Genomic DNA, 23,774 nt, shown 5'->3' with positions numbered 1-23,774 from the left:
GATCCGGCCGTGCCGTGCCGTTAGCATGAACGGGGCCGACCGGCGCGCTGGGGCACCGGATCGACGACCCGAAGAAAGCAGGTACACCCTCTCGTGAAGATCACCGTCATCGCTCTGGGGAAGATCGGTCTCCCGTTGGCCGTCCAGTTCGCGTCGAAGGGGCACGACGTCATCGGCGTCGATGTCAACCAGGCGGTGGTCGACGAGGTGAACGCCGGGCGAGAGCCGTTCCCCGGCGAGGCACACCTGCAGGAGAAGCTCTCCGAGCTCGTGCCGGCCGGACGCTTGACGGCCACGACCGACTACGCGCAGGCCGTGCCAGGGGCCGACGCCGTCGTTCTGGTGGTGCCGCTGTTCGTCGACGACGAGGCCCGCCCCGACTTCGGCTGGATGGACGCCGCGACCCGGTCGCTGGCCGAGCAGCTCACGCCCGGCACGCTGGTCTCCTACGAGACCACGCTGCCGGTGGGAACCACCCGCAACCGCTGGAAGCCGATGCTCGAGGAGATCTCGGGGCTGACCGAGGGCCGGGACTTCCACCTCGTCTTCTCGCCGGAGCGGGTGCTGACCGGTCGCGTGTTCGAGGACCTGCGCAAGTACCCCAAGCTGATCGGCGGCCTGAGCGAGGCCGGGGCGCAGCAGGCGCAGGAGTTCTACGAGGCCGTCCTCGACTTCGACGCGCGTGACGACCTGCCCCGACCCAACGGCGTGTGGGACCTCGGCTCGGCCGAGGCCTCGGAGCTGGCCAAGCTCGCCGAGACCACCTACCGGGACGTCAACATCGGCCTGGCGAACCAGTTCGCCCGCTACGCCGGCCAGAACGGCATCGACGTCTACCACGTGATCGAGGCGTCCAACTCGCAGCCCTACAGCCACATCCACCAGCCCGGCATCGCCGTCGGTGGCCACTGCATCCCGGTCTACCCGCGGCTCTACCTGTGGAACGACCCGGACGCCACAGTGGTGCGGGCCGCGCGGGAGGCCAATGCCGGGATGCCGGACTTCACCGTCGGGCTGCTGGAGGGCGCCCATGGCGACCTGACCGGTCAGCGCGTCGTCGTCCTCGGTGCCGCGTACCGCGGTGGCGTCAAGGAGACCGCGTTCTCCGGCGTGTTCGACGCCGTCCGATCGCTCACCGCCCGGGGCGCCACGGTGCTGGTCCACGACCCGATGTACACGGACGAGGAGCTCGAGAAGCTGGGGTTCACCGCCTACCACCTGGGCGAGCCCGTCGACGCCGCCGTCGTGCAGGCCGACCACGCCGAATACCGGACCATCAGCACCGAGGACCTGCCCGGGATCCGCACCTTCATCGACGGCCGCCGGGTCTCCTCGCCCGAGCGTTGGCCGGGCGCTGCGTACCGCGTGATCGGGCGGCCCGCCGCGTGAGCGGCGAGACCACGCGATCAGGACGGCCACGGGAGGAGCACCCAGTCATGGCACAGGTCGTGGACAGCGCGGACGTCTCCGAGCGCGCGACGCTCGGCGACGGCACGAAGGTCTGGCATCTCGCGCAGGTGCGTGAGGACGCCGTGCTCGGCGCCAACTGCATCGTGGGCCGGGGCGCCTACGTCGGCACCGGGGTCCGGATCGGCGAGAACACCAAGATCCAGAACTACGCCCTCGTCTACGAGCCCGCCGAGCTCGAACGGGGCGTGTTCATCGGCCCCGCGGTGGTGCTGACGAACGACACCTACCCCCGGTCGATCAGCCCGGACGGGTCGCTCAAGAGCGCGCACGACTGGACGCCGGTGGGTGTCACGGTGCGCGAGGGCGCCTCCGTCGGAGCGCGCAGCGTGTGCGTGGCACCGGTGACGATCGGCCGGTGGGCGACGATCGCCGCCGGCGCGGTGGTGACCAAGGACGTTCCCGCATTCGCGCTGATGGCCGGCGTCCCGGCCCGGCGCATCGGGTGGGTGGGCCGCGCCGGCCACCCCCTGCAGGAGAAGGACGGCCGGTGGGTGTGCCCGCAGACCGGCGAGACGTACGTGCAGACCGGTGAGGAACTCACCCAGGTGGAGGAGAACGCATGAGCAAGGAGTTCATCCCGGCGGCGAAGCCGATCGTCGGCGACGAGGAACGGCGCGCCGTCGACGCCGTCCTGGTCAGCGGCATGCTGGCCCAGGGCGCCGAGGTGGCGTCCTTCGAGCAGGAGTTCAGCCGGGTGCTCCTGGACGGACGCTCCACCGTCGCCGTCAACTCCGGCACGTCGGGCCTGCACCTGGGCCTGCTCGCGGCCGGGATCGGCCCGGGGGACGAGGTCATCGTCCCGTCCTTCACGTTCGCCGCGACCGGCAACTCGGTGGCACTGACCGGGGCCACCCCGGTGTTCGCCGACATCGAGCTGGATCACTACAACCTCGACCCCGACCACGTCGCGTCGCTGATCACCGACAAGACCAAGGGCATCATGCCGGTGCACCTGTACGGGCACCCGTTCGCCGCGGACCGCTTCCAGGCCCTCGCCGACGAGCACGGCATCGCCCTGTTCGAGGACGCGGCCCAGGCCCACGGCGCCAGCCTGAACGGCCGGCGCGTCGGCACCTTCGGCACCTTCGGCGTCTTCAGCCTCTACCCGACGAAGAACATGACCTCGGGCGAGGGCGGCATGGTCTCGACCGCGGAGCCCGACGTCGAGCGGCGGCTCCGGCTGCTCCGCAACCAGGGCATGGAGAAGCAGTACGAGAACGAGCTCGTCGGCTTCAACGCGCGGATGACCAACCTGCACGCCGCGATCGGGCGGGTCCAGCTGACCAAGGTCGAGGGCTGGACGCGCACCCGGCAGGACAACGCGGCCTTCCTGACCGAGCACCTGGAGAACGTGACGACGCCCGCCGTCGCCGACGGCGCCGTGCACGTCTACCACCAGTACACGATCCGCATCGAGGAGGACCGGGACGGCTTCGCCAAGGCCCTGCGGGAGCAGTACGACATCGGCTCCGGCGTCTACTACCCGGTGCCCAACCACCGGCTGCCCTCCTTCCACCGCACGGAGGAGCTGCCCAACACCGAGACGACCGCCGCGCAGGTGCTCTCCCTGCCGGTACACCCCTCCCTGGACCAGGAGGACCTCGAACGCATCGTCACCGCGGTCAACGCGCTCGCGGGAGCGGGTGCCTGATGGCGGCGAACCTGCGCGCGGGCCTCATCGGGCTCGGCATGATGGGCCGCAACCATGCGCGCGTGCTGCGCGAGCTCGACGGCGTGGACCTCATCGCCGTCGCCGACGCGGTCGGTGACCCGCACGGCGCGGCCGGCGCCCTGCCCGTCCTGCGCAACGTCGAGGAGCTGATCGCGGCCGGGCTCGACCTGGCGGTCGTCGCGGTGCCGACCGGACTGCACGAGGAGGTCGGTCTCGCGCTGGCCGAGGCCGGCGTCCACGCCCTGGTGGAGAAACCCATCGCCCACTCGGTGGCCGCGGGCGAGCGGCTCGTCGACGCCTTCGAGTCCCGCGGGCTCGTCGGCGCGGTCGGCCACATCGAGCGGTTCAACCCCGCGCTGCAGTCGCTGCGCGCACGGATCGAGGCCGGGGAACTCGGGCAGGTCTACCAGATCGCCACCCGGCGGCAGGGCCCGTTCCCGGCCCGCATCGCCGACGTGGGCGTCGTCAAGGACCTGGGCACCCACGACATCGACCTGACCGCCTGGCTGGCGCAGTCCCCGTTCGTCTCGGTCAGCGCGCGCACGACGACGCAGTCCGGGCGACCGCACGAGGACATGGTCGCCGCCGTCGGCAGCCTCGAGAACGGCATCATGACCAGCCATCTCGTCAACTGGCTCTCGCCCATGAAGGAACGGGTGACCGTGGTGACGGGGGAGCGCGGGGCGTTCGTCGCGGACACCCTCACCGCCGACCTGACCTTCCACGAGAACGGGTCGACCGTCACGGAGTGGGACGCCGTCGCCGCCTTCCGCGGTGTCGCCGAAGGCAACGTGACGCGTTTCGCGATCCCGAAGCCCGAGCCGCTGCGGCTCGAACACGAGGCGTTCCGCGACGCCATCCTCGGCGGTGGGCGCGACGCCGCCACCAGCATCGTCACGATGCGTGAGGGCCTGAACACCCTGCGGATGGCGGAGGCGATGATCGCCTCCGCGGACTCCCAGCAGACGGTCGTCCTCCAACCGGCGTGACGCGCGGCCGCTGCCGGCCGTACCGCGACTGATGCGGGCCTCCACCTCGTGGGGGCCCGCATCAGTCGCGTCAGCGGGAGACCGGCGCGAACGCGTCCTCGAGAGCCGCCACGGTCCGCTCGGCGGCGTGACCGTCGCCGTAGGGGGTCGCGTCGGTGGGGGCAGGCGCCGGCCGCTGGACCGTGGCGGTGAGCGTCGAGAGATCCTCGCTGACCAGCACGTTCCACCCCAGGTCCACGGTCTCGACCCACTCCGTCTCCGGGCGGATGGTGGTGCAGGGGACCCGCAGCAGGAACGCCTCCTTCTGCAGTCCACCCGAATCCGTGACGACGCCGGCCGCGTTGCGCGCCGCGTCGACCAGCTGGGGGTAGGCCAGGGGTGCGGACACGCGGATCGCGCCCTGCTCCAGGGCGATGCCGTGACGCTGGGCCAGGTCCGCGAGCCGGGGGTGCGCCAGCAGCAGGACGGGCCGGTCCAGGGCGGCCAGCGAGGAGACGATGGCGCCGAGCCGCTCCGGATCGTCCGTGTTGTCGGGCCGGTGGATCGTGCTGACGTAGTAGCCGCCCGCCGTCAGGCCCTCCGGCAGCGCGGGCTCCGCCGCGGTGAGCCGGTCCCGGACGGCGTGGAGGACGTCGGTCATGACATCGCCCACGAGCACGGTGCGGTCGGCGAGCCCCTCGGTGGCCAGGTGGTCCACCGCGACCTGGGTCGGTGCCAGCAGCAGATCGGCCGCATGGTCGGTCAGCACGCGGTTGTGCTCCTCCGGCATGCGCCGGTTGAACGACCGCAGACCGGCCTCCAGGTGCGCCACCGGGACATGGATCTTCACCGCGGCGAGCGCGGCCGCCAGCGTCGAGTTGGTGTCCCCGTAGACCAGGACGCAGTCGGGCCGTTGGGCTTCGAGGACCTCCTCCAGTCCCGCGAGCATCGTCCCCGTCTGGGCGCCGTGCTTGCCGGAGCCGACGCCGAGGTTGACGTCGGGGGCCGGGATGCCCAGGTCCCGGAAGAAGACGTCGCTCATCAGCTCGTCGTAGTGCTGGCCGGTGTGCACGATGACGTGCTCCGCCGCGCCCTCCATAGCCTTCGCGATGGGGGCGAGCTTGACGAACTGGGGGCGGGCCCCGACGACGCTGAGGATCTTCATGGTCCCTTTCCGGACGGAAGGCGTTGCCCGGGCGAGGGACGTGCGCGGGAACGGGTGACATCGAGGTCGCTCGAGCCGTTGCCGAGCACGCCAACCACTCTATCCAGCGCGAGACCGGGGGTCGGGACGTGCGCCGGGCGCGGCAGGGGCCGGGCACCTGCGGCGCCCGGCCCCCGGCTCCCCCCTGTCCGTCGTCGCGTCAGGCGGCGACGGACCCGTGGGGGTCGATCACGAACTTCTTGGCGACCCCCGAGTCGAAGTCGGCGTAGGCCTGCGGGGCCTCGTCCAGACTGATGGTCGTCGCGTTGACGGCCTTGGCGATCTGCACCCGGTCGTGCAGGATCGCCATCATCAGCTGCCGGTGGTACTTCATCACGGGGCACTGACCGGTGGTGAAGGAGAGCGACTTGGCCCAGCCGGTACCGAGCGACAAGGACAGGGAGCCCTTCTTCGCCGCCTCGTCGACGCCGCCCGGGTCACCGGTCACGTAGAGGCCGGGGATGCCCAGCGCCCCACCGGCCTTCGTGATGTCCATCAGCGTGTTCAGCACCGTGGCGGGCGCCTCCTGACCGTCGTGCCCGTGCCCCTTCGCCTCGAACCCGACGGCGTCGACGCCGCAGTCGACCTCCGGCACGCCGAGCAGCTGCTCGATCTGGTCCGCCGGGTCCCCCTGCGACAGGTCGATGGTCTCGCAGCCGAAGCTCTCGGCCTGCTTGAGCCGGTCGGCGTTCATATCGCCGACGATGACGACGGCGGCGCCGAGCAGCTGCGCGCTCGCGGCCGCCGCGAGGCCCACCGGCCCGGCCCCGGCGACGTACACGGTGGAACCGACGCCGACGCCCGCGGTCACCGCCCCGTGGAAGCCGGTGGGGAAGATGTCCGAGAGCATGGTCAGGTCGAGGATCTTCTCCATCGCCTGGTCCTTGTCCGGGAACTTCAGCAGGTTCCAGTCGGCGTACGGGACCAGGACGTACTCGGCCTGACCGCCCACCCAGCCGCCCATGTCCACGTACCCGTAGGCGCTGCCGGGTCGATCCGGGTTGACGTTCTCGCAGATACCGGTCTTGCGTTCCTTGCAGTTGCGACAGCGCCCGCAGGCGATGTTGAACGGCACGGAGCACAGGTCGCCGACCTTGATGAACTCGACCCCCGGACCCGTCTCGACCACCTCACCGGTGATCTCGTGGCCGAGCGCCAGCCCCGCGGGGGCGGTGGTGCGGCCGCGCACCATGTGCTGGTCCGAGCCGCAGATGTTCGTGGTGACGACCTTGAGGATCGCCGCGTGCGGCAGCTTCCTGCCCACGTTCGCCGGGTTGACGCCCGGCCCGTCCTTGAGTTCGTACGTGGGGTAGTCGATGTCCTTGATCTCGACCTTCCCGGGGCCCATGTAGATGACTGCGCGATTGTCCGCCACGATCTCTCCTTGCCGTCGTTGACTCAGGGGCAGCCGTCAGCGACGAATCGTCGGAGGGACGGCCGCCGGCGCGGGCAGCAGATCGTCGAGCGCCGGTAGCCCGAGCCTAGAGGTGTCCGGGTCACTTGTGAAGTGCATCACTGTCGAGTGTGGCAGTAGTGCTACGCTTGCGCACATGAGTACCGTCGCTTCGCGCGACCTCAGGAACCACACGGCTCAGGTGCTGCGGCAGGTCGCTGAGGGCTCGCGCGTCACCGTCACGGTGAATGGTCGGCCGGTGGCCGAGATCGGTCCCGTCCGGGCGGGTCGACCGCACTATCTCACGCGTGCGGATCTCGTGGAGTTGCTCTCGCGGTACCAGGCCGACCCCGGGCTCACCCACGATCTCGAGCGGCTGGCCGGCGACACCACCGACGACCTGGACGCCTGGTGACCTCCCGCGCAGCGCTCCTGCACACGAGTGTCCTCATCGCCGGTGAGACGGGACGGCCCCTCGACGTCGCGGCCATTCCCGATGCGACGGCCGTCAGCGTGGTCACCATCGGCGAACTGCACGCCGGGGTGCTTGCGGCCACCGACACGGTGACGCGGGCCCGTCGGCTGGCGACCCTGGAGGGGGTCTCGCGGGTCGAAGCCCTCCCGGTGACCGCCGATGCGGCGCGACGATGGGCGGAGTTGCGGGTCCGGCTCGCGGAGGCAGGACGACGCGCCAAGGTCAACGATCTCTGGATCGCCGCGGTCGCTCAGGCGAACGGGATGGACGTCGTCACGCAGGACGACGGATTCGACGCCATTGCCGACGTCGGCGGCCCCACCGTCATCCGCGTCTGACCACCGAACTCAGAGGAAACAGGAGAAGCCATGGCGAAGGAGAAGGACGCGACCGTCCTGGCGGTGCCCGGCCCCGATGGCGAGCGACAGGTGCGGATCTCCAGCCCCAGCCGGGTGCTGTGGCCCGAGGCGGGGCTGACGAAGCTGGACCTGGCGCGGTACCTGATCGCCGTCGCCGAGCCCTTCCTGGCGGCCAACGGCGGCCGGCCGGTCTCGCTGCAGCGGTTCTCCGGCGACGTGACGGGCGAGGAGTTCTTCTCGAAGAACCCGCCGCGCGGTGCCCCGGACTACGTGGACGCGGTCACCGTCACCTATCCGAGCGGCCGCTCGCACCCGCAGGTGGTGATCCGGGAGATCGCCGCGGCCGTCTGGGCGGCCCAGATGAACACCGTCGTGTTCCATCCCTGGGCCTCCCGTGCGGAGGACACGGACAACCCGGACCAGCTGCGCATCGACCTGGACCCGCAGCCCGGCACGGACTTCGCCGACGCGGTCACCGCCGCGCATCAGCTGCGCACGGTGCTCGCCGACGCCGGCCTGACCGGTTTCCTCAAGACCTCCGGCAACCGCGGGCTGCACGTGTACGCCCCGATCACCCCAAAGCACGAGTTCCTCGACGTCCGGCACGCCGTGATCGCGATCGGTCGCGAACTGGAGCGGCGGATGCCCGACGCCGTCACCACCAGCTGGTGGAAGGAGAAGCGCGGGACGCGGATCTTCGTCGACTTCAACCAGGCCAACCGGGACCGCACCATCGCCGGGGCCTACAGTCCCCGTGCCCTGCCGCACGCCTCCGTCTCCTGCCCGGTCACGTGGGACGAGCTCGACGACGTCGACCCGCGGGAGCTGACCGTCGCCACCGTCCCGGACCGGATCCGCGCCGTCGGCGATCCGTGGGCGGACATGCACGCGTCGCCCGGGTCGCTGGACGCCGCGCTGGGCTGGTGGCAGCGCGACCTCGACGACGGACTCGGCGAGCTGGCGTTCCCGCCGGACTTCCCGAAGATGCCGGGGGAGCCGCCACGGGTGCAGCCGAGCCGGGCGAAGAAGGACTCCGCGGCGGGCCGGCCAGCTCGTCAATAGATGTCGTATCCGGGGGCTCGCAGGCCCCCGATGGAGCATCTATTGACGAGCTGGCGGCTGAGGGGAGTCAGAGCAGCACGTCGTTCAGGTCCCAGGCGACGGGCACCTCGAGCTGGTCGTACGTGCACGACTCCGGGTCCCGGTCCGGGCGCCAGCGGGCGAACTGCGCGGTGTGCCGGAAGCGCATGCCCTCCATCTGGTCGTACTGCACCTCGAGCACCCGCTCGGGCCGCAGCCGCACGAACGAGACGTCCTTGTTCGAGGAGAACCGGTTGCGCTCGCCCTCGCCGGTCAGCGGCTCGCCGTGCTCGTCCCGCTCGACGACGTCGTCGAGTTCGTCGATCAGCTCGAGCCGGCGCGCGTCGCTGAACGCGGACACCCCGCCCACCCCGAGCAGGGTCCCCTCGTGGTAGAGGCCCACGAGGATCGATCCGACGCCCCGGCCGCTCTTGTGGATCCGGTAGCCCAGCGCCACGACGTCCGCGGTGCGGTGGTGCTTGATCTTGAGCATGGTGCGTTTGTTCGGGGTGTACGGCGAGTCGAGGCCCTTGGCGACCACGCCGTCCAACCCGGCCCCCTCGAACTCCTCCAGCCAGCGCCGGGCGGTGACCACGTCGCCGGTGGTCTGGCTCAGGTGCAGGGGGGCGCGCAGCGGAGCCATCAGCTTCTCGAGCCGGGCACGGCGGTCGGCCAGCGGCGCGTCCAGCAGACTCTCGCCCGCCTCGGCCAGCAGGTCGAACGCCACGAACGACGCCGGAGTCTGCTCCGCGAGCTTCGTGACCCGGCTGGCCGCCGGGTGGATCCGCTGGCTCAGGGCCTCCCAGTCCAGCCGTTCGGAGCCGCGCTCGCCGGTGCGCACGATCAGCTCGCCGTCGAGCACGCACGGCACGGTGACCTGGTCGGCGATCTGGGCGACGACCTCGGGGAAGTAGCGGGTGAGCATCTTCGAGCCGCGGCTGCCGATCTGCACGTCACTCCCATCGGCGTAGATGATGGCCCGGAACCCGTCCCACTTCGGCTCGTACTGCAGGCCGCCGGGCAGACTGTCGGGTTCCGGCACGGCGGCGACGGCCTTGGCGAGCATCGGGGACACGGGGCTCTCGGGACTGACGACGGTCATGGACCGATTCTGTCGGCCCGCCGGTCCGCGCGCCACCGCGTCAGCGGCGGCGGCCCCGGCCACTGCTTCGACCGCCGGAACCCCGTCCGCCGGTACCCCGACCGCCGGAACCCCGTCCGCCGGTACCCCGGCCGCCGGAGCCCGAGGCGCCCGCACCCCCGCCACCTGAGCCGGACCCTCGGCGCTGGGTGGACCGGCCCGCCGCGGCGGCGGGCGCGTCTCCGGCCAGCGGCTGCCGGGAACTGCTCGCCGTCCGGCCGCGCAGCACCCCGATGAACTCCTCGACCACCGGGTCCTCGTCGGCGGCCCACCAGGCGACGCCGATGCGGGTCGGCTCCGCGTCGATCACGGGCCGCAGCACCACCGCGCGGTTGTTCACCGCCCGCGCCAGGGGGGCGGGCAGCACGGCGACCCCGGCACCGGAGGCCACCACCTCGAGCAGTGCGGCGGTACTCAGGTCACCGGGGTCCAGGATCGTCTCGTCCGCCAGGTCGGCGAGGGTGACGGCGTCGAACGCGGCGACGACGTGGTCCCGGGCGGCGGCCACGGCCATCTCCTCGACGTACAGCTCGATCACGTGCATGGCGTCGGTGCGCTGCAGGTCGCGGCCGAGCAGCAGCCGCACCCGACCGTCGGTGAGCGCGCTCACCTGGTCGCGCTGGGCGAGCGGGTGCTCGACGAGGGGGATCTCGGGGTGCCGGTCGCGCCAGCGGCGCAGCCACTTGCCCGGCGTCGTGCCCTCGACGAAACCGAAGTCGAGGTTCTCGGTCATGGGGGTCCTCCTGGTCCGGCGTCCGTCGTCCGGACAGCAGGAGCCACCCTAACGAACACCGGGCCGGCGCGGACGCGCGAGCGGCGTGAACCGACGAGACCGACGGAACGGCGTCGAGCCCACAGACACAGGAGGCGGTGGACGGGTACGGCGCCCGTCCGCGCCTTACCGGTCCACCGCCTGGCGGGTCCCCCTCGCCCGCACGGATGACGACGACCCCTCATCGCCACCCGGTGCCATTCCTGCCCCACCATCGTCGCCGTCCGCGTCCGGACCCCAATAGAGGGGAAACCCTTGACTTCCCTCCCCGGTCGAGCCCGCCGCCGCAGCCGCCGCGGGTCGAGCCGGTTCACGGCGACCCGTCGGTAGACTGTTCGGCGGGCTGCCCCGTCCTCGCGAGTCCGCCGCCCCGTCCCCGCCACGATCTGAGGTTCTGAGTTGCCCGCCTTCACCGCTCGATTCGCCACCGACGAGGAGATCGCCCGCTGGGACGAGCTCGTGCTCGCCAATCCGGGCGGTGGCAACCTCCTGCAGTCCGAGGCCTTCATCGCGGTGAAGCGGCAGCGCGGCTGGGCGCCGCGGTACCTCGTGCTCGAATCCGCCGAGGTCACCTCCGCCTGCCTGGTGCTCGAGAAGGCCGTCCCGCTGCTGGGCTCGCTGTGGTACCTGATCAAGGGCCCCGACGTCGGCGACGCCGCGGCCGTGGTCGACGCCCTCGACGCCGTGCGGGACCTCGTGCACCGGGAGAAGCTGCGGGTTTTCGCCGTCAAGATCGAACCGGACCTGGTGAAGACGCCCGAGACCGTCTCCGTGTTCGCCGCGGCCGGGCTGGTCAAGACCGGCAACATCCAGTCCAACGACTCGACCGCGCTGCTGGACCTGCGGGGAACCGAGCAGGAGCTGTTCCGCCGACTCTCGTCGCGCGGGCGCAACGCCATCCGCCGGGCGGAGCGCGAGGGGTGCGAGGTGACCTTCGCCGAACCCGGCCCGGAGGCCTACCGGCAGCTGTTCGACCTGATGGTGGCGACCGTCAGCGCCAAGGGCTCGATGCCCCTGCGCGACTACGCCTACTACGAGCAGTTCTGGAGCGAGTTCGCCCGCCGGGGCCAGGCCCACATCGCGTTCGCGCACGAGAACGGCCGCCCGAGCGTCGGGGCGTTCGCCGTCGGCTACGGCACCAAGGGCACCTACAAGGACGGCGGATCGCTGCAGGAGCGGTCGATCTACGGCGACTCGCACTTCGTCCAGTGGGCCATGATCCGCCGGCTCAAGGACCTCGGGTGCGTCGAGTACGACTTCTGCGGCGCCCCGCCCGCCGACCGGGTCAAGGACCGCAGCCATCCGCTCTACGGGGTCGGGCTGTTCAAGACCAGCTTCACCAAGACCGTGACCGACTTCGTGGGCTGCTACGACCTCGCACTGCGGCCCCGCGCCTACTCGGCGTGGCAGAGGGGCGGGGAGCGCGTGGCGCGGCGCCTGCACGCCCTGCGCAGCAGCGACCAGTACTACTAGGAGGGGGCCGGCATGCACGTCACGACCGAGATCATCAGCGACGAGGACTTCACCGCCTTCGCGCAGTTCCACCCGCAGTCGAGCTTCATCCAGTCGGCCGAGCTGGCCCGGTTCCAGCGGCTCCGGGGGCAGGACGCCGAGCTCGTCGGCGTCCGGCGCGCCGGTGAGCTCGTCGCCGTCGCCAAGCTGACGTACGCCGCCAACCGGCTCGGATACCGCACCTGCCAGTGCTCCAAGGGCCCGCTGATGGACTGGGCGGACCCCGCGCTGGTCGAGTCCGTCCTCGCCGCTCTGACCCGGCACGCCTCCGGGCGCAAGGCCGCCGAGCTGCGGATCTCGCCCAACGTGCGCTACGTGGCCCGCGACGCCGACGGGGTCGAGCACCCCGAGGTCGAGGACAACCGGCCCCTCGTGGACCGGCTCGAGCGCCTGGGCTTCGCGCACGAGGGCACGGCCATGGACTTCGTCGACATCAACTGGATGTTCGTCAAGTCGCTCGAGGGCATCGAGGACGCCGAGCAGCTGATCATGGGAATGGACTACCGGACACGCAAAGCGATCCGGAAGGCCGAGAAGAACGGGGTGTTCCTCGAGCAGGCCACCCTCGAGACGCTCGACGAGTTCTACGACGCGCTCAGCACCGCCGGGGACGAGAAGGGCTTCGTCTACCGCGACAAGGACTACTACCGGACCCTGCTGACCGCGACGTCGCCGACCTTCACCAAGCTGATGATGGCCCGGATCGACATCCCCGCCTACCGTGCCTCCCTGACGGAGCGCCTCGCCGCCGAGCGGGCGTCCGCCGACGAGCTGCGCGCCGCCATCGAGGCCACGGGCAGCGCCAAGAAGGCCCGGCGGCTGAAGGTCGTCGACGAGCTGGCCGACAGCTACGAGCGCAGCCTCGCCGACATCGCGCGCTACCCGGACTCGATCGGGGTGACGACCGTGGCCGCCATCCACTTCGCCTGCTACGGCGACGAGATCACGTGCGTGATCGGCGGCACCAAGCAGGACTTCATCTACTTCAACGGCGCCACCCGCCTCTACTGGGGCATGCTGCTGCACGCGCTCGAGCACGGGTACCGGCGGTACAACTTCTACGGCACGTTCGGCATCGACAGCGAGGACGCGGAGGGGCACGGCAACTACGAGTTCAAGAAGGGCTTCGGCGGCGAGGTCGTCCAGCTCCTCGGTACCTTCGTGAGCCCGGTGGACCGCGTCGCCTTCACGGCCATGCGCGCCGGACGCACCCTCGTCGACGCGGCGACGACGCTGCGGTCCCGCGGCCTGAAGGCATGGCGGAGCCGCCGGGCCGCCACGTCCGGACGATCCTGAGCGTCGCGGTCGAGAGCGGTCGTGCAGCAGAGGAACAGCACCGGGAGGCCCCGCCGGATCCCGGGTGAACGCGCTGAGAGCACCGGAACGGGTCGCGGATCGGGGAAGGCGGGGCCGGCGACCAAACCCCTCACCCTGCCCGGAGCCGCGCAGGCCCGGTCCAACTACGCGGCCAATCGCGTCCTGCGCAAGCTGATCCAGGGCGACGCCCCGCCGACGGCGCCGATGAGCCTGGTCGAGCGGCTGGCCGGCAGCCCCTACGCCAACCCGACCATCCGGGTCGACGCGGTCGAGGACAGCGCCCGCAAGACCCTCGACTTCGCGCTCGAGCTGGCCGAGTCCCTGTTCCGGTACGGCGCCGGAGCGCTCGAGGTCGAGACCAGCGTCATCGCCGTCACCGCCTCCCTGGGGCTGCGCAACGTCGACGTCGACATCAACAACCAGTCCGTCACGATCAACTACGCCGGCCCCTACATCACGCCGATCACCGTGCTGCGGGTCGTCCGCTCCTGGTCCGACAACTATGCGGCGCTCGCCGACCTGCACCGGCTGGTCTCCGACATCATCGTCGGCGACCTGGACCGGGACACCGCGGGCGCCCGGATGCAGGAGATCACGTCCCGGCACAAGCCCTTCCCCCGCTGGGCGGTGCGGCTCGCGTCCGCGGGCTTCACCACGACCATCGTGCTGTTCCTCGGCGGCGGGCTGGTCGCCTGCCTGCTCTCCTTCGTCTCGACGGTGCTCGTGACCGTGGTGCAGCAGCGGCTCGGCGCCTGGCGCATCCCCGAGTTCTTCACCGTGGCGGCGGCCTCCGCCATCATCGCCGGGCTCGCCCAGGTGGCCGGCGTCGCCCACATCCCGGTCGCGCAGGGCCTGGTGATCGCCGGTGGGCTGATCCTGCTGCTGCCGACCATGCGCCTCGTCTCCGCGACCCAGGACGCCGTCAACGGCTTCCCCGTCAGCGCGGCGGGCCGCTACCTCTCGGCGATGCTGGTGTTCGCGGCGGTGGCCGCCGGCATCGCCATCTCCCTCGTGGTGGGCGTCAACATGGGCGTGCCGCGCATGGACGTCGACGTCACGTCGGCCATCAACAGCCCGCCGTGGCCGGTGATGGTGATTCTCTCGGCCGTGTCCGCGGTGCTGATCGCGATCGTGCTGCAGACCCGGCCCGACCTGCTGCTCCCGACGGCGGGCGTGACCGCCGCGGCCTACCTCGTCATGGTGGTCGCCGGCTGGACGGGGTTCGGGCAGCGGCTCGCGCCGGCCGTCGCCAGCGTGTTCATCGGCATGGCCGCCCGTGTCGTGGCGCTGCGGATGAACGCGCCCTCCGCCGTCATCGCGATCCCGTCGATCATGTTCATGTTCCCCGGCATGAGCATCTTCCAGGCCGTGTACGGCATCTCGATCGAGGGCGCCGACCTCGGGATCGGCGCCACCACGTTGTTCTACGCGATGACGGTGATCCTCGCCCTCGCCGCCGGTGTGGTGCTCGGCGACAACCTCGCGCGGCCCTTCGCCAAGGGACCCGGCGAACGCCGGCGACGCAACCGCCGCCGGTGAGGCAGTGAACGCGAGATGAACTCTGCGCGGTACGGGCCGGTAGCTCCGCCGGGGCCTTGACCGCGCTCCACCGGGGCGACGACGCTGACGGGTGTGAACCCCGAACTCATCGTGCTGGTGCTGGTGGTGATCACCGCCCTCGCCTTCGACTTCACGAACGGTTTCCACGACACGGCCAACGCGATGGCCACCTCCATCGCGACCGGCGCGCTCACCCCCAGGGTCGCCGTCGCCCTCTCCGGCGTCCTCAATCTCATCGGCGCGTTCCTCAGCGTCGAGGTGGCGCTCACCGTGACGAACGCCGTCGTGCACATCCAGGACTCCTCCGGGGCCCCGCGACCGGAGCTGACGGCGGACCACGGGCACGCGCTGCTCGTCATCGTGCTCGCCGGTCTGATCGGCGGCATCGTCTGGAACCTGCTCACCTGGCTGCTCGGCCTGCCGTCCAGCTCGTCCCACGCGCTGTTCGGCGGGCTGATCGGCTCCACGATCGCCGGACTCGGCATCGCCGGCGTCAACTGGGCGGGTGACGGGAGCAAGCTCGACGGCGTCATCGGCAAGGTGATCCTGCCGGCCGTGCTCTCCCCGCTGGTCGCCGCGATCGTCGCCGCCATCGGCACCCGGCTGGTCTTCGCCATCACCGTCGGCGTCGCCCGCCGGTGGAGCGAGCGCGGGTTCCGGTGGGGCCAGATCGGCACCGCGTCCCTCGTCTCCCTCGCCCACGGCACGAACGACGCCCAGAAGACGATGGGCGTCATCACCCTCGCGCTGCTCGCCTACGGCGCCTGGACGGACACGCACGCGGTGCCGTTCTGGGTGAAGCTCGCCTGCGCGCTCGCCATCGCCCTCGGCACCTACCTGGGCGGCTGGCGCATCATCCGCACCCTCGGCAAGGGACTGGTGGAGATCTCGTCCCCGCAGGGCATGGCCGCCGAGAGCGCGTCGGCCGCGGTCATCCTCACGTCCAGCCACCTGGGCTTCGCCCTCTCCACCACGCACGTGGCCACCGGGTCCATCCTCGGTACGGGACTCGGCCGGCCCGGCGCCGAGGTGCGCTGGGGCGTGGCCGGTCGCATGGTGGTCGCCTGGTTGATCACCCTGCCGTGCGCCGGGCTGGTCGGAGCCGCGATGTGGTGGATCGCCCACCTGATCGGCGGGCTCCCGGGCGCCATCGCCATCGTCGTCGTCCTCGTCGCGCTGGCCGGTGCGATGTGGCTGCGGGCCCGCCGCAAGCCGGTGCACGCCGGCAACGTCAACGCCGAGTGGGACGCCTCGTCCGCCGGCGCCGAGCCCGTCTCCGCCGGTGGTGCCCGATGACGGGGATGCTCGGCCTGTTCGGGTCCGCGGCGTGGCAGGTGCTGTTGTGGGGCGTCGTCTTCGGCGCCGGACTGCCCGCAATCTTCGCCACCGGCATCAGGCTGTTGGCCGCCGGCGAGGGCGGCGCCGCCGAGGACGACGCCGCACCGCCCCGTCCCGCCGCCCGCGTGGCGGGCATCGTGCTGATGGCCGTCGTCGTCCTCGCGGTCCTGCTCGCGCTCGCGTTCATCGTCGGCAGCGGACTCGGCCTGTCGATCAGCTTCGAGCACGGCTTCCCCACCTTCCAGGGTCGCGGATGAGCGCGCGCATCCCGCTCGTGACGAGGGTCGTCGGCTGGCTGCGCGCCGGGTACCCGCAGGGGATCCCGGAGACCGACTACGTCACGCTGCTCGGCGTGCTCGGCCGGCGGCTCACCACCGAGGAGGTGCTGCTCGTGGCCCAGCACCTGGCCGACGCCGGCCACCAGGCCGAGACGGTGACCACCGCTCAGGTCGAGGAGGCCATCCGCGCGCAGCTGCTCGGCCGGCCCGACCCGGCCGACATCGCCCGCGTGTCCTCGCGGCTCGCCGCCGGCGGGTGGCCGCTGGCCGATCCCGGTCCGTTCGATCCCGCGGCGGACGACTGCGACGCCGGCGAGCCCGGCGTCCGCGGCGACGGGGCCGGTGCGGGGAGGGGCGCCTTCATCGGCAGGCTCGTCGGCTGGTTGCGGGAGGGCTATCCGACCGGGGTGCCCGACACGGACTACGTCCCCCTGCTCGCGCTGCTGCGGCGCCGGATGACCGACGACGAGGTCGCCCAGGTGGCCCGGGAACTCGCCGGGGCGGGCCTCGTCGACCCCTCCCGCGTGCAGGTCGGCGATCGGATCGTCCAGGTGACGGACCAGTTGCCCACCGAGGAGGACATCCGCCGGGTCAGCGACCACCTCGCCCGGCGGATCGGCCAGCCGTCCTCGGGCGACGGGGCCTGACGCCGCCGTCGACGGCGGCTCGGCGGCCCTCGGGGCTCGGGGTCGGCCGGCTCCCTCAGCTCAGCGACCAGTCGACCTCCGCGGCACCGAGCTCGCGCAGCATGGCGTTGCTGCGGGAGAACGGGCGGGAGCCGAAGAAGCCGCGCGAGGCCGAGAGCGGGCTCGGATGCGCGGACTCGACGCGCGGCGTGTCGCCGAGCAGTGGCGCGAGGTTCTGGGCGTCCCGACCCCAGAGGATCGCCACGAGCGCACTGTCACGGGCGACCAGCGCGCGGATCGCCGCCTCGGTGACCGCCTCCCAGCCCTTGCCGCGGTGGGAACCGGCGGCGCCCGGACGCACGGTGAGGACCCGGTTGAGCAGCATGATGCCCTGCCGGTTCCAGGCGCTCAGGTCGCCGTGCTCGGCGGGCGCCTGGCCCAGGTCGTTCTGCAGTTCCCGGTAGATGTTGGTCAGGCTGCGGGGGAGCGGCCGCACGTCGCGCTCCACCGCGAAGGACAACCCGACCGCGTGCCCCGGCGTCGGATAGGGATCCTGGCCGACGATGAGCACGCGGACGTCCGCGAGGGGTTGCTCGAAGGCCCGCAGCACGCGGTCCCCGGCCGGCAGATAACCACGGCCGGCCGTCAGCTCAGCGCGGAGGAAGTCGCCCATGGCGTGGATGGCGGGTTCGACGGGAGCGAGGGCCTCGGCCCAGTCCGGTGCGACGAGGTCGGTGAGCGGTTGGGGCATGGCCCCATTGTGCCGGTCTCGCGCCGCCCCTCCGCGCGGTCCGCCGCCCGCGGTCCGGGCGAATGACATCGGTGTGATTCGCCGGTACGCTGGTCGGGTGAGTCCGGGCGCCGTCATGCCCGGCAGGGGAGGGGTGCGATGACCGCCGACGACCGCGCGCTGCGCAGCCACGAGCCGGGGAGCGAGAGCACCACCTCGGCGCTGTCCGAGCGCGACGCCGCGATGCTGACCCTCGAGCGCCAGTGGTGGAAGTACGCCGGGGCGAAGGAACAGGTCATCCGCGAGACGTTCGACCTCTCCGCGACGCACTACTACCAGATCCTCAACGCCCTCATCGACACCGAGGCCGCCCTCGCGCACGACCCCATGCTGGTCAAGCGGCTGCGCCGGCAGCGGGCCACCCGCCAGCGTGCGCGCACCGAGCGCCGCCTCGGCGGCTCGGCCTGAACGTCGAGCGGCCTCTACGTCGTCGAGCCGATGAGCGACCTGCCTGATCCCGTGGACCTGCGGGGCACCAAGGTGGTCCTGCGCGACTGGACCCACGCCGACGTCGACGCCCTGCTGACCTGGATCCGCCCGCCCGCCGACGGCGGCGTCCACGACTGGCAGCGCACCGACGCCCCCTACTTCGAGCGCTGGACCGCCGAGGGTGCGGAGGGCTACTGCCGTTCCCTGCACGAGCAGGTGGACGCCGGCACCTGGCCCACCCCGCGGCTGTCCCTGCCGATCGTCGACGCCGCGTCCGGGGGCTTCCTCGGGCAGGTGTCCTGGTACTACGAGGAGAAGGGCAACCGCCCCGCCGACGTGCCCCCGGGCACCGGGACGTACGCCCTGCCGTGGATCCGGCTGGGCATCGGGGTCTACCCGCCCGACCACTGGGGCGGCGGCTACGGCACCGAGGCGATGAGCCGGTGGACCGACTACCTGTTCGCCACCACCGACGTCGGCCGGCTCGACTACGCCACCTGGAGCGGGAACGTCGGCATGTGCCGGATCGGACCGAAGCTCGGCTACCGCGAGGAGGCCCGCTTCCGGAAGGCGCGGTTGGTGGACGGCGAGCTGTACGACGCGGTGGTGTTCGGGGTGCTGCGCGAGGAGTGGGAGGCCGCCCGGCGGGGCTGATCCCGCCCTCCGCGAAACCGGCGTCCGTGGGGTCCGCGTCGCTTGCACTCACCCATGCCGAGTGCTAATGATGGTGTTAGCACTCGATCACCTCGACTGCCAGCTCCCGGTTCGCCGGGCCGCGTGGTCGGTGGGTCGGGCACCGGCTGCCGCGGTGAGATCGGGCGGGTCGCACTTCCATGGTGGGATCCGCGTCGATCGTCCGTCGCGGGCATCGAGGCGGCCACGTTCAGCTAACGACTCGACAGTCACCACTGTCCGGGAGGGACGACAGCCAGATGGCAAAGATCATCAGTTTTGACGAAGAAGCCCGCCGCGGCCTCGAGCGGGGCCTGAACACCCTCGCCGACGCGGTCAAGGTCACCCTCGGCCCGCGCGGTCGCAACGTCGTGCTGGAGAAGAAGTGGGGTGCCCCCACGATCACCAACGACGGTGTGTCCATCGCCAAGGAGATCGAGCTCGAGGATCCCTACGAGAAGATCGGCGCGGAGCTCGTCAAGGAGGTCGCCAAGAAGACCGACGACGTCGCCGGTGACGGCACCACCACGGCCACCGTGCTCGCCCAGGCGCTGGTCAAGGAAGGCCTGCGCAACGTCGCGGCCGGTGCGGACCCGCTGTCCCTGAAGCGCGGCATCGAGAAGGCCGTCGACGCGGTCACCGCCGAGCTGCTGGCCACCGCCAAGGAGGTCGAGACCAAGGAGCAGATCGCGGCCACCGCGTCCATCTCCGCGGGCGACACCCAGATCGGTGAGCTGATCTCCGAGGCCCTCGACAAGGTGGGCAAGGAGGGCGTCATCACCGTCGAGGAGTCGAACACCTTCGGCCTCGAGCTCGAGCTCACCGAGGGCATGCGCTTCGACAAGGGCTACATCTCCGGCTACTTCGTCACCGACGCGGACCGCCAGGAGGCCGTCCTCGAGGACCCCTACATCCTCATCGTCAACTCGAAGATCGCCAACGTGAAGGACCTCGTGTCCCTGCTGGAGAAGGTCATGCAGTCCGGCAAGCCGCTGCTGATCATCGCCGAGGACGTCGAGGGCGAGGCCCTGGCCACCCTCGTGGTCAACAAGATCCGTGGCACCTTCAAGTCCGTGGCCGTCAAGGCCCCGGGCTTCGGCGACCGGCGCAAGGCGCAGCTGGCCGACATCGCCACTCTCACCGGTGGCCAGGTCATCGCCGAGGAGGTCGGTCTGAAGCTCGAGAACGCGACCGTCGACCTGCTGGGCCGCGCTCGCAAGGTCGTCGTCACGAAGGACGAGACCACGATTGTCGAGGGTGCCGGTGACGCCGAGGCGATCGCCGGTCGGGTCAAGCAGATCCGCGCCGAGATCGAGAACTCCGACTCCGACTACGACCGCGAGAAGCTGCAGGAGCGCCTGGCGAAGCTCGCCGGCGGTGTCGCGGTGATCAAGGCCGGTGCCGCCACCGAGGTGGAGCTGAAGGAGCGCAAGCACCGCATCGAGGACGCCGTGCGCAACGCGAAGGCGGCCGTCGAGGAGGGCATCGTCGCCGGTGGCGGCGTGGCCCTCATCCAGGCCGGCGAGAAGGCGTTCGCCAACCTCACCCTCGAGGGGGACGAGGCGACCGGCGCCAACATCGTCAAGGTCGCCATCTCCGCCCCGCTGAAGCAGATCGCCTTCAACGCGGGCGAGGAGCCGGGTGTCGTGGCCGCCAAGGTCGCCACCCTGCCCTCCGGTCACGGCCTGAACGCCGCGACCGGCGAGTACGAGGACCTGCTGGCCGCCGGCGTCAACGATCCGGTCAAGGTCACCCGCTCCGCGCTGCAGAACGCCGCGTCCATCGCGGGCCTGTTCCTCACCACGGAGGCCGTCGTCGCCGACAAGCCGGAGAAGGCCGCTCCGGCCATGCCGGGTGGCGACGAGATGGGTGGCATGGGCGGCTTCTGAGCCGACTCGCCTGCCTCTCGCAGCACCTGAACGGAACCCCCGGACCGCACGGTCCGGGGGTTCCGTCGTGTCCGGCGCCGGGCGGCCGGCGGCAAGGACCGGGACCGTCCCGTTCACGCGCCAGCGCGGCCTGCGGGAGGGATCCGGCCCTGGTGTCGCGCACTCTCCAGCCCGATCAGGGCGCCGTTGTTCGGGCTCTGGTGCGGTGGGCCCTGGGGGCCCGCACTCCAGCCCGATCGGGGCGCCCGTTGTTCGGGCTCTGGTGCTCGATCCCGATCGGGGTGCCGTTGTTTCGGGCTCTGGTGCGGTGGCCGCCGCGGGCCGCACCAGAGCCCGATCGGGGCGCCCGTTGTTCGGGCTCTGGTGCGGTGGCCGCTGGGGGCCGCACCCTGGCCCGATCGGGGCGCCCGTTGTCCGGGCTCTGGTGCGGTGGCCGTTGCGGGCCGCACCCTGGCCCGATCGGGGCGCCCGTTGTTCGGGCTCTGGTGCTCGATCCCGATCGGGGTGCCGTTGTTCGGGCTCTGGTGCGGTGGCCGCGGCGGGCTGCACCCTGGCCCGATCGGGGCGCCCGTTGTTCGGGCTCTGGTGCGGTGCCGGCTATGGGCCACACGGCGGTCCCGACCGGGCCCGCCGATCTTCGGGACCTGGTGCCGGACACCACCGCCGTCCCGCGGTGCTCCGCGTCTAGACTCGGCGGGATGACGGTGTTGATCGATCCGCCTCGCTGGCCGGCGCACGGCACCGAGTTCTCGCACCTCGTCTCCGACGCCGACCTCGCCGAGTTGCACGCGATGGCCCGCCGGCTGGGATTGAGCGAACGAGCGTTCGACGGCGACCACTACGACGTGCCCTCTCGGCTGCACGACCGCGCCGTCGCGCTCGGGGCGGTTGCTGTCGAGGGCAGTGAATTGACGCGTCGGCTGATCGCGAGTGGGCTGCGGATCCGGGCCGTCGATCGCCCCCGCCGGGTGGCCCTCGTCCTGCGGCACCGCTGGAACGTGCTGCTGCCCGGGCAGCAACGGCTCGGGGAGCAGGTGCTCGAGCGGTGGGGCGAGCCGCACCGGCGCTACCACGACGCTCGCCACCTGCTCGGTTGTCTGAACGCGCTCGGGGCGCTCGAGTACGGGGGCGAGGACTTCGGCCCGCGGCCCCGTGCGGTGTGGCTGGCTGCCTGGTTCCACGACGCCGTCTACCGGGGCGCGGCCGGGGACGACGAGGAGCAGTCGGCCGCGCTCGCGGAGCGCACCCTGACGGCAGCGGGACTGGAGCGCGACGAGGCGACCGAGGTGGGGCGCCTGGTGCGGCTGACCGCCGGGCATGCCCCGGACGATGAGGACGTCGGGGGGCGCGTGCTGTGCGACGCCGACCTGGCCGTGCTCGGTCGCGACCCCGCAGGGTACGCGCGCTATCTGGCCGACGTGCGCGCCGAGTACGGGCACCTGTCCGACGAGGCGTTCGCCACCGGCCGCCGCGCCGTGGTGGAGCAGCTGCTCGCCCTCGACCCGCTGTTCCGCACCCGGAGCGGGAGGCAGCGGTGGGAGAAGGCGGCGCGCAGGAACCTCGCGGGGGAAGGGGAGCGCTGAGGCCGAGCGCGCCCGGATGCGACCCGAGGTGCCCGCGACGCCGGCCCCCGGCAGCTGGCGACCCTGCCGGAGGACCCGGCGGCATCCCAGAGCCGTTGAGCGACGGCGCCGTGCCACGGCGCCCCGGAGCCCCGGTGTCGGTGCGCTCTGTCAGGATGGAGACCATGACGATCATCGCTGCCGCCGACGGCTCTGCCCTCGGCAATCCCGGGCCCGCGGGCTGGGCCTGGTTCGTGGACGAGGACTGCTGGGCCGCGGGCGGCTGGCCGCACGGGACGAACAACATGGGCGAGCTGATGGCGGTGCTGGACCTGCTCGAGTCGACCGCGCACGTGTCCGAGCGACTGCAGATCCTGTGCGACTCGCAGTACGTGATCAACTGCGTGACCAAGTGGATGCCGGGCTGGAAGCGCAAGGGCTGGCGGAAGGCCGACGGCAAGCCGGTGCTCAACGTCGACCTGCTCAAGCGCATCGACACCGCCATCGCCGGACGCGACGTCGCCTTCGACTGGGTGAAGGGCCACGCCGGGCACGACCTCAACGAGGCGGCCGACGAGCGTGCCCGCGCTGCTGCCACCGCCTACTCGCGCTCCCTGCCCGCCGACACCGGGCCCGGCTTCCGCACGCCCGTGGCCGCCGGAGCGGTGCCGGCCGGTGCCGCCGACGTTGCCACCGCCGGCACCGTTCCGGCCGCCGCGACGACGACCGCGCCCGCCGCTGCCCCCGGCACGACGCCGCGTCCCGAGCCGGAGAGCAGGTTCACCGGGGCGGCCGACGACCTGGAGGCGGACCTGTTCTCCGTCCTCGCCGACGACACCGACATCGCGCAGCTGGAGGACGAGGAACTGGTCGTCCAGTACGAGCAGGAGCTGCTCGACCCGCGGGTCCGCGCCGACGTCGCCCGGCTCGCGGCCCTGCTGCACCCGGACTTCACCGAGGTCGGGGCATCCGGCCGGATCTGGGACCGGGACTCGACGATCGACCTGGTCAGCAACGCGGACAGCGGCGCCGTGCAGTTCGAGCAGCTGCAGCTCGAGCGGATCGATCCCACGACGATCCTGTTGGTGTGGCGGAGCACCCGGGACGGGGAGTCAGCGGTGCGCAGCTCGTGGTGGGTCCGGGACGGCCAGCAGTGGCGGCTGCGGTTCCACCAGGGCACCCCGACGTCCTGAGGACCCCGCCGCGCCCTCGGCCGACCGGGAAGCCGAATCGTGGGCGACGGGTGTGGTTCCGCCGGGCGCAGCGC

Annotated in this window: 23 protein-coding genes; 18 read left to right on the top strand and 5 right to left on the bottom strand. The window is 71.8% G+C overall.

The annotated features are described in order from the left end of the window. The first annotated feature begins 93 nt into the window (after positions 1 to 93). From IEX22_RS08025 to IEX22_RS08010, 4 genes are read left to right on the top strand one after another with little or no spacing between them, the layout of a single operon-like run. The gene (locus tag IEX22_RS08025) at positions 94 to 1,389 is read left to right on the top strand and encodes a nucleotide sugar dehydrogenase (protein WP_188667814.1); all 1,296 of its coding nucleotides are present in this window, start codon (positions 94 to 96) and stop codon (positions 1,387 to 1,389) included. A 47-nt stretch (positions 1,390 to 1,436) separates the two neighbouring features. Further along, positions 1,437 to 2,033: an acyltransferase gene (locus IEX22_RS08020; RefSeq protein WP_188667813.1), complete on the top strand. Its 597-nt coding sequence runs from the start codon at positions 1,437 to 1,439 to the stop codon at positions 2,031 to 2,033. Beyond that, complete coding sequence (locus IEX22_RS08015) at positions 2,030 to 3,121, top strand: DegT/DnrJ/EryC1/StrS family aminotransferase (protein ID WP_188667812.1); 1,092 nt, start codon at positions 2,030 to 2,032, stop codon at positions 3,119 to 3,121. The genes IEX22_RS08020 and IEX22_RS08015 overlap by 4 nt, the downstream gene beginning before the upstream one ends. Then, on the top strand, positions 3,121 to 4,131 hold the full coding sequence (locus IEX22_RS08010) for a Gfo/Idh/MocA family protein (RefSeq protein WP_188667811.1): 1,011 nt from the start codon (positions 3,121 to 3,123) through the stop codon (positions 4,129 to 4,131). The genes IEX22_RS08015 and IEX22_RS08010 overlap by 1 nt, the downstream gene beginning before the upstream one ends. 70 nt (positions 4,132 to 4,201) lie before the next feature. On the opposite strand, the gene wecB is transcribed toward IEX22_RS08010, so the two are convergent. Then, a complete protein-coding gene (gene wecB / locus IEX22_RS08005) occupies positions 4,202 to 5,275 on the bottom strand; it encodes a non-hydrolyzing UDP-N-acetylglucosamine 2-epimerase (RefSeq protein ID WP_188667810.1) in 1,074 nt (357 codons plus the stop codon). A 199-nt stretch (positions 5,276 to 5,474) separates the two neighbouring features. Next, entirely contained in the window at positions 5,475 to 6,689 is a 1,215-nt protein-coding gene (gene fdhA / locus IEX22_RS08000; RefSeq protein WP_188667809.1) for a formaldehyde dehydrogenase, glutathione-independent, read from the bottom strand. Between the two features lie 175 nt (positions 6,690 to 6,864). On the opposite strand from fdhA, the gene IEX22_RS07995 reads away from it, so the two are divergent. Genes IEX22_RS07995 through ligD form a run of 3 tightly spaced genes read left to right on the top strand, consistent with a single transcriptional unit; the run spans position 6,865 to position 8,603 of the window. Next, the gene (locus tag IEX22_RS07995) at positions 6,865 to 7,122 is read left to right on the top strand and encodes a type II toxin-antitoxin system Phd/YefM family antitoxin (RefSeq protein WP_188667808.1); all 258 of its coding nucleotides are present in this window, start codon (positions 6,865 to 6,867) and stop codon (positions 7,120 to 7,122) included. After that, entirely contained in the window at positions 7,119 to 7,520 is a 402-nt protein-coding gene (locus IEX22_RS07990) for a PIN domain-containing protein (protein ID WP_188667807.1), read from the top strand. Before IEX22_RS07995 ends, IEX22_RS07990 begins: the two co-directional genes overlap by 4 nt. Positions 7,521 to 7,550: 30 nt before the next feature. Further along, complete coding sequence (gene ligD / locus IEX22_RS07985) at positions 7,551 to 8,603, top strand: non-homologous end-joining DNA ligase (protein WP_188667806.1); 1,053 nt, start codon at positions 7,551 to 7,553, stop codon at positions 8,601 to 8,603. A gap of 67 nt (positions 8,604 to 8,670) precedes the next feature. On the opposite strand, the gene IEX22_RS07980 is transcribed toward ligD, so the two are convergent. Beyond that, positions 8,671 to 9,723 (bottom strand): ATP-dependent DNA ligase, encoded by a 1,053-nt coding sequence (locus IEX22_RS07980; RefSeq protein ID WP_229659866.1) that lies wholly within the window; start codon positions 9,721 to 9,723, stop codon positions 8,671 to 8,673. A gap of 40 nt (positions 9,724 to 9,763) precedes the next feature. Then, complete coding sequence (locus IEX22_RS07975; protein WP_188667805.1) at positions 9,764 to 10,495, bottom strand: LysR substrate-binding domain-containing protein; 732 nt, start codon at positions 10,493 to 10,495, stop codon at positions 9,764 to 9,766. A gap of 438 nt (positions 10,496 to 10,933) precedes the next feature. Here IEX22_RS07975 and IEX22_RS07970 point away from each other — a divergent pair, with 438 nt between their 5' ends. From IEX22_RS07970 to IEX22_RS15825, 6 genes are all read left to right on the top strand, one after another. Continuing rightward, positions 10,934 to 12,007, top strand: a complete 1,074-nt coding sequence (locus IEX22_RS07970; protein ID WP_188667804.1) for a lipid II:glycine glycyltransferase FemX — start codon at positions 10,934 to 10,936, stop codon at positions 12,005 to 12,007. A 12-nt stretch (positions 12,008 to 12,019) separates the two neighbouring features. Further along, complete coding sequence (locus IEX22_RS07965) at positions 12,020 to 13,342, top strand: peptidoglycan bridge formation glycyltransferase FemA/FemB family protein (RefSeq protein ID WP_188667803.1); 1,323 nt, start codon at positions 12,020 to 12,022, stop codon at positions 13,340 to 13,342. A gap of 21 nt (positions 13,343 to 13,363) precedes the next feature. Continuing rightward, the gene (locus IEX22_RS07960) at positions 13,364 to 14,902 is read left to right on the top strand and encodes a threonine/serine exporter family protein (RefSeq protein ID WP_229659865.1); all 1,539 of its coding nucleotides are present in this window, start codon (positions 13,364 to 13,366) and stop codon (positions 14,900 to 14,902) included. A 93-nt stretch (positions 14,903 to 14,995) separates the two neighbouring features. Next, positions 14,996 to 16,219, top strand: a complete 1,224-nt coding sequence (locus tag IEX22_RS07955; protein WP_188667802.1) for an inorganic phosphate transporter — start codon at positions 14,996 to 14,998, stop codon at positions 16,217 to 16,219. Next, the gene (locus tag IEX22_RS07950; protein ID WP_229659864.1) at positions 16,216 to 16,518 is read left to right on the top strand and encodes a hypothetical protein; all 303 of its coding nucleotides are present in this window, start codon (positions 16,216 to 16,218) and stop codon (positions 16,516 to 16,518) included. Before IEX22_RS07955 ends, IEX22_RS07950 begins: the two co-directional genes overlap by 4 nt. Continuing rightward, positions 16,515 to 17,186, top strand: coding sequence for a DUF3349 domain-containing protein (locus IEX22_RS15825; protein WP_229659863.1), 672 nt, complete (start codon positions 16,515 to 16,517; stop codon positions 17,184 to 17,186). Before IEX22_RS07950 ends, IEX22_RS15825 begins: the two co-directional genes overlap by 4 nt. A gap of 55 nt (positions 17,187 to 17,241) precedes the next feature. Here IEX22_RS15825 and IEX22_RS07935 read toward each other — a convergent pair whose 3' ends face one another. Continuing rightward, positions 17,242 to 17,916, bottom strand: a complete 675-nt coding sequence (locus IEX22_RS07935) for a uracil-DNA glycosylase (protein WP_188667801.1) — start codon at positions 17,914 to 17,916, stop codon at positions 17,242 to 17,244. Positions 17,917 to 18,054: 138 nt separating this feature from the next. On the opposite strand from IEX22_RS07935, the gene IEX22_RS07930 reads away from it, so the two are divergent. From IEX22_RS07930 to IEX22_RS07910, 5 genes are all read left to right on the top strand, one after another. Further along, positions 18,055 to 18,363: a DUF3263 domain-containing protein gene (locus IEX22_RS07930; protein WP_188667800.1), complete on the top strand. Its 309-nt coding sequence runs from the start codon at positions 18,055 to 18,057 to the stop codon at positions 18,361 to 18,363. Between the two features lie 30 nt (positions 18,364 to 18,393). After that, positions 18,394 to 19,038 (top strand): GNAT family N-acetyltransferase, encoded by a 645-nt coding sequence (locus tag IEX22_RS07925; protein ID WP_188667799.1) that lies wholly within the window; start codon positions 18,394 to 18,396, stop codon positions 19,036 to 19,038. Positions 19,039 to 19,316: 278 nt separating this feature from the next. Further along, a complete protein-coding gene (gene groL, locus IEX22_RS07920) occupies positions 19,317 to 20,945 on the top strand; it encodes a chaperonin GroEL (protein ID WP_188667798.1) in 1,629 nt (542 codons plus the stop codon). A 698-nt stretch (positions 20,946 to 21,643) separates the two neighbouring features. Further along, the gene (locus IEX22_RS07915; RefSeq protein ID WP_188667797.1) at positions 21,644 to 22,528 is read left to right on the top strand and encodes a DUF4031 domain-containing protein; all 885 of its coding nucleotides are present in this window, start codon (positions 21,644 to 21,646) and stop codon (positions 22,526 to 22,528) included. Positions 22,529 to 22,692: 164 nt separating this feature from the next. Continuing rightward, positions 22,693 to 23,700, top strand: coding sequence for a ribonuclease HI family protein (locus tag IEX22_RS07910; RefSeq protein ID WP_188667796.1), 1,008 nt, complete (start codon positions 22,693 to 22,695; stop codon positions 23,698 to 23,700). Positions 23,701 to 23,774 lie beyond the last annotated feature (74 nt).

The sequence above is a fragment of the Tersicoccus solisilvae genome (genome assembly GCF_014643255.1).
Lineage (GTDB): Bacteria > Actinomycetota > Actinomycetes > Actinomycetales > Micrococcaceae > Tersicoccus > Tersicoccus solisilvae.
The sequence above is the reverse complement of the archived record's forward strand: the minus strand, read 5'-3'. Positions and strand labels throughout refer to the sequence as shown.